This window comes from Halomonas sp. KX33721, assembly GCF_001596805.1.
In the GTDB taxonomy this organism is placed as follows: domain Bacteria; phylum Pseudomonadota; class Gammaproteobacteria; order Pseudomonadales; family Halomonadaceae; genus Vreelandella; species Vreelandella aquamarina.
The window spans coordinates 1-4,827 of record NZ_LVIA01000050.1; the positions used below are offsets into that span (position 1 = coordinate 1).

Here is a 4,827-nt window from a genome sequence, read left to right on the forward strand (position 1 = left end):
CTCCAAGGGCGGCTACTCGTTCTTTGACCCTTCTCAGGACGAGTACAACATGCGCCGCACGATCTATGCCGACAGCGAGGGCCGGTACACCGCGCGTAGCATTATTCCCTCCGGCTACGGCGTACCGGAAGGGCCCCCACCGATGTGGTGCTCAAGTCCCTCGGCCGCCACGGCGAGCGCCCGGCGCATATTCACTACTTTGTCTCTGCCCCGGGCCACCAGCACCTGACCACCCAGATCAACTTAGCCGGCGACCCCTACACCTTTGATGACTTCGCCTTTGCCACCCGCGAAGAGCTCGTCGTGCCCGCCGAGCGGATTGAAGACCCGGCTGAGATTGCCAAGCGTGAGCTGGACGGCCCCTTCGCCCAGGTGGTGTTCGACGTGGAGTTGGCACAAACCGACGCTGCCGAGCTACAAGTTCGCCACGCCCGCCCCCGGGCCAAAGAAGACGAACACGACCTCGCCAGCCAACTGGCCGGTACTGCTAAGGTTTAATGCAGGCTGAAGGCGCTGTATGTAAAGGAATAAGTGGCTAAGTTTTAGTATGTTTTAAAGGAGAGCTTTAAATGGCAACAACAACAATCAAAGCCGCTGTTGCACGTAATACCGGTGCTCCTCTTACCGTTGAAACGCTTGAGCTTGATGAGCTGAAAGATAACGAGGTAAGGGTAGAAATGGTCGCCACAGGTATCTGTCATACCGACGCTATTGTTAGAGATGGCATTTACCCTACTCCCTTGCCTGCTGTGTTGGGGCATGAAGGCGCAGGCGTGGTTACTTCGGTAGGTAAAACCGTTAAGCGTGTCAGTGTTGGGGATCACGTAGTACTCTCTGCTGCCTATTGCGGTGCTTGTAAACAGTGTCGAGCTGGCCGAATGGCTTATTGTGAAAACCTCTTTGCTGAGGATTTTGGTGGTCGCCGCAGAGATGGTTCGACATCCCTATCGTGTTGTGGTGAACCTATTTCCTCTCATTTCTTCGGGCAGTCCTCTTTTTCGACATATGCCAACGTCGTGGAAGAGAGTGTGGTGGTTATTGACAAAGATGTGCCGTTAGAGCTGATGGGCCCACTGGGTTGCGGGCTGCAAACAGGGGCTGGCGCGGTTCTTAATGAGATCAAACCAGAAGCGGGTTCATCATTAGTTGTCTTTGGTGTTGGGGCAGTTGGTTCAGCGGCCATTATGGCGGCTAAGGTTGCAGGCTGTACGACGGTGATTGCCGTTGATATTCATGACTCACGACTAGAGTTGGCGCTTGATATCGGCGCTACGCATGTCATTAACTCCAGCAGTCGCGATGTTGCCGAAGAAATTAAAATGATGACTGACGGAGAGGGGGCTCAGTACGCGATTGATACCACCGCGATCCCTGCTGTAACGAAGAAAGCAGCTGAAACGCTGGGGATTCGAGGTGTGCTTGTATTGTTGGGTGCGGCAGCACCTGGTACGGAAGTTCCCTTTGAAGTAGGTGCCTCTCTTGTGAAGGGGTGGACGTTTAAGACAGTAGTGCAAGGCAGTTCGATTCCGCAGGAATTTATCCCTCGATTAGTCAAACTATGGAAGCAAGGCCGCTTCCCATTTGACAAGCTAATTAAGTTCTATTCTCTCGACGATATTAATCAAGGCTTTGAAGACTCTAAGAAGGGGGTTGTTATTAAACCTGTTGTAAAGCTCAGGTAACCCTTTCTTATAGCTAAACTTACCCCCCCCCTGATGATTAAATAAAATGGAAACCATTATGACATCTGCTACTGACAATACGGTCAAAATAGGACACTTTATTAATGGTGAAATAACAGACGCCAGTGAGTATCGCAGCCATATTGACCCGGGCAAGCTCTCAGATGTTGTGGCCAGTGTTGCGGTCGGTACGGCTGATGATGCCGAGCAAGCCATCCAGGCCGCACATAAGGCTTACCTTTCCTGGAGAAAAGTTGAGCCGAGCGTACGTGTTGACATGTTGATGAAAGCTGGCGAGATACTGGGTGAGTGTACAGAAGACCTAGCGCCATTGCTCGTACGTGAACATGGTGGCGTTCTTTGGGAGGCACAGACTGACTTTGCGCTGGGTAAGGGCGTGCTTCAGCATACGGCGAGCCTTGCAGAAGCCTTCCTTGAGCCGGTTAATATTGATGACGACCAATGTACGATCCGCGTTGAAAAGCAGCCAAGAGGCGTCGTAGCCGCTATTGTTCCCTGGAACATGCCAGTGGTATTAACGATGATGAAGTTGGCACCAGCCCTGGCAACCGGTAACACTCTAGTGCTAAAGCCTTCTCCCTTTGCCTCTGCGGCGTTAACCATTGCACTCCAACGTATGGCAGCGGTCTTTCCACCGGGTGTAATCAATGTGGTGCATGGCGACATTGAGGTGGGTGAGACGCTGACCACCCATCCTCTAGTGCGTAAAGTTGGGTTTACGGGTGGTACCGCGACTGCTCGTGCGGTTATGAAAAGCGCCGCCGATTTGATTAAGAACCTCACCCTGGAACTGGGCGGTAACGATCCGGCAATTGTGCTGGATGATGCTGATATCGAGAAGACATTGGATCGTATGTTATCCGGTATCTTTACACGCTCTGGGCAGATTTGTTTTGCCGTTAAGCGAATCTATGTGCCGCGCGCTATGTATGATCAGTTTGTCGATGCTTTATGCAACCGGGTTAGTGAGTTTGTAGTGGGCCACGGTTTGAGCGAGGGAGTCAATTTTGGCCCGTTGGCAACGGAGGCGCAATATCAGAGTGTGCGCAAGCTCATTGATATCGCAAAGGCGTCTGACGCCCAGGTCGTTGAGTTGGGCCGCATGGCCGACGGGGTCGATAAAAATAATGGCTATTATATGTTGCCGCACGTTGTTATTGGTGCTTCCCACACCGACCAAGTGAGCTGTTGCGAGCAGTTCGGACCAGTAATTCCTGTGATTGCCTATGACGACGAGGAGCAAGTGATCGAGTGGGCGAATGATACCGATTACGGTCTAGGTTCTTCTGTTTGGACTTCAAATAGTGAACATGGCTTCCAACTGGCAACTCGAATTGAAGCAGGCAGCACCTTCATTAACAGCCACTCCTTCGAATCGCTAGATCTACGCATGCCGTTTGGTGGTATTAAGCTTAGTGGTATCGGGCGTGAATTCGGTGAAGCGGGTATGGCTGAATACGTAGAAGAGCATGCTATTCGCCTGCTTAAATAAAATATTAGCCTAAGTTATTTTAATAAGAATAAAAGGTGAAAAAATGAAAGCGAAAAATAAGATGCTGTTGCCAGTATGCGGATTTGGCCTGTTGATGGCAGGCCAGTTTGCAATGGCTGAAGAGAGTGATCCTGTAAAGCTAGGCTTAATGCTGCCCTATACGGGGACCTACACGGCGTTAGGCGAGGCCATTACCAATGGATTAAAACTCGCTATTGAGCAAAATAATGGGCAACTTGGTGGCCGGGAAGTCGAGTATGTCCAGCTTGATTCCGAGGCTAATCCCTCCAAGGCTCCCCAGAATATGAGCCGTTTAGTCAACAGTGACGAAGTCGACTTTGTGATTGGCCCTGTTCACTCTGGTGTAGCCATGGGGATGCTTCGTGTGGCCAAGCAGACCGGTGCTATTACGATTATTCCCAATGCCGGGTTGGGAGCGGCAACTAATGAGCTTTGCATGCCCAACGTCTTCCGTACTTCTCATAATATGTGGCAGGACAGCTACCCTATGGGAAAAGTTGCCTATGAGCGCGGCTACCGCGAGATAGTAACGATTACCTGGGATTATGCTGGTGGTAAAGAAGATGTTGAGGGCTTTGAGGATGCATTTACTGAAGCCGGTGGCGAGATCATTGAACAAATTTTGGTTCCTTTTCCCAGCACTGAATTTCAGAGTTACTTGACGCAAATTGCCAGCCTCAGCTGACGCGGTTTATACCTTCTTTGCGGGTGGAGGAGGGGTAAGCTTTGTGCGCGACTACGCGGCCGCAGGGCTTAAGGAAAATATTCCCTTACTAGGCTCAGGCTTTATGACCGAAGGGAATTTGACTGCATTGGGAGATGCGGGTGAGGGCGTATTGACGACACTTCACTATGCCGAAACGCTGGTGAGTGAAAAAAATCAGAGTTTCGTATCCGCTTATCAAGAGGCGTACGGTGACATGCCTGATGCCTATGCGGTGCACGGTTATGACACTGGCGCCATGCTCATACAAGCACTTGATGCCGTAGAGGGTAATACCACTGATCGCGAAGCACTGATTGCAGCACTAGCCGCCGTAGAGTTGCAAAGCCCACGGGGACCATTGCGCTTCTCTAAATCACACCACCCCATCCAGAATATCTACCTGCGTGAGATTCGTAATGGGCGTCACGAGGTATTATCAGTAGCGCATGAGCTGCTTGAGTCTCCAGACGCTGATTGCCAGATGTGAATAGTTCTTAAAATATACCACTATTCTTATGTATAGCATGGTTAAATCTTATCGTTTTAGTCATGCTATTTTTGATTCTACACCCTAAGGGTTACCTGAATCCGTGAGACCGGCCCCCGGAAGCACTTCTAACCCACTGACCTGCATGGCAATATAGCCATTATCGCCATTCACCCAGACAGTGCCATGCCCAACATAAAGTTCCGCGCCAGTCGCCGCACCCTCACCAGCCACGCCGGGCTGTCCATCATCGGGCAATGCTTCGAGATCGCTGGCGTCGACAGCATCGACAGCCGCTTCCCCACCACGCTGGGCATGCGCACCAGTGACGTGATCAAGAGCTACCTGGGCCTGCTGTGTCTGGGCATGAGCGACTATGACGCTGTCGAGAACTTCCGCCGCGACAAGCCCTTCCAAC

General features: G+C 51.4%; 4 protein-coding genes and 2 pseudogenes. All 6 read left to right on the plus strand.

Going from position 1 to position 4,827, the window contains the following annotated elements:
* Nucleotides 1-49 precede the first annotated feature (49 nt).
* Nucleotides 50-229, plus strand: a complete 180-nt coding sequence (locus A3220_RS18060; protein ID WP_252860501.1) for a hypothetical protein — start codon at nucleotides 50-52, stop codon at nucleotides 227-229.
* Nucleotides 148-498 (plus strand): hypothetical protein, encoded by a 351-nt coding sequence (locus A3220_RS15625; RefSeq protein WP_252860500.1) that lies wholly within the window; start codon nucleotides 148-150, stop codon nucleotides 496-498. Before A3220_RS18060 ends, A3220_RS15625 begins: the two co-directional genes overlap by 82 nt.
* 71 nt (nucleotides 499-569) lie before the next feature.
* Nucleotides 570-1,682 (plus strand): NAD(P)-dependent alcohol dehydrogenase, encoded by a 1,113-nt coding sequence (locus A3220_RS15630; protein WP_062375791.1) that lies wholly within the window; start codon nucleotides 570-572, stop codon nucleotides 1,680-1,682.
* A gap of 46 nt (nucleotides 1,683-1,728) precedes the next feature.
* Nucleotides 1,729-3,195, plus strand: a complete 1,467-nt coding sequence (locus tag A3220_RS15635) for an aldehyde dehydrogenase family protein (RefSeq protein ID WP_084812801.1) — start codon at nucleotides 1,729-1,731, stop codon at nucleotides 3,193-3,195.
* A gap of 148 nt (nucleotides 3,196-3,343) precedes the next feature.
* Nucleotides 3,344-4,327 (plus strand): annotated as a pseudogene (locus A3220_RS15640) (ABC transporter substrate-binding protein); the annotation flags it as partial.
* 268 nt (nucleotides 4,328-4,595) lie between these two features.
* Nucleotides 4,596-4,827, plus strand: a pseudogene (locus A3220_RS17075) (IS1380 family transposase); the annotation flags it as partial.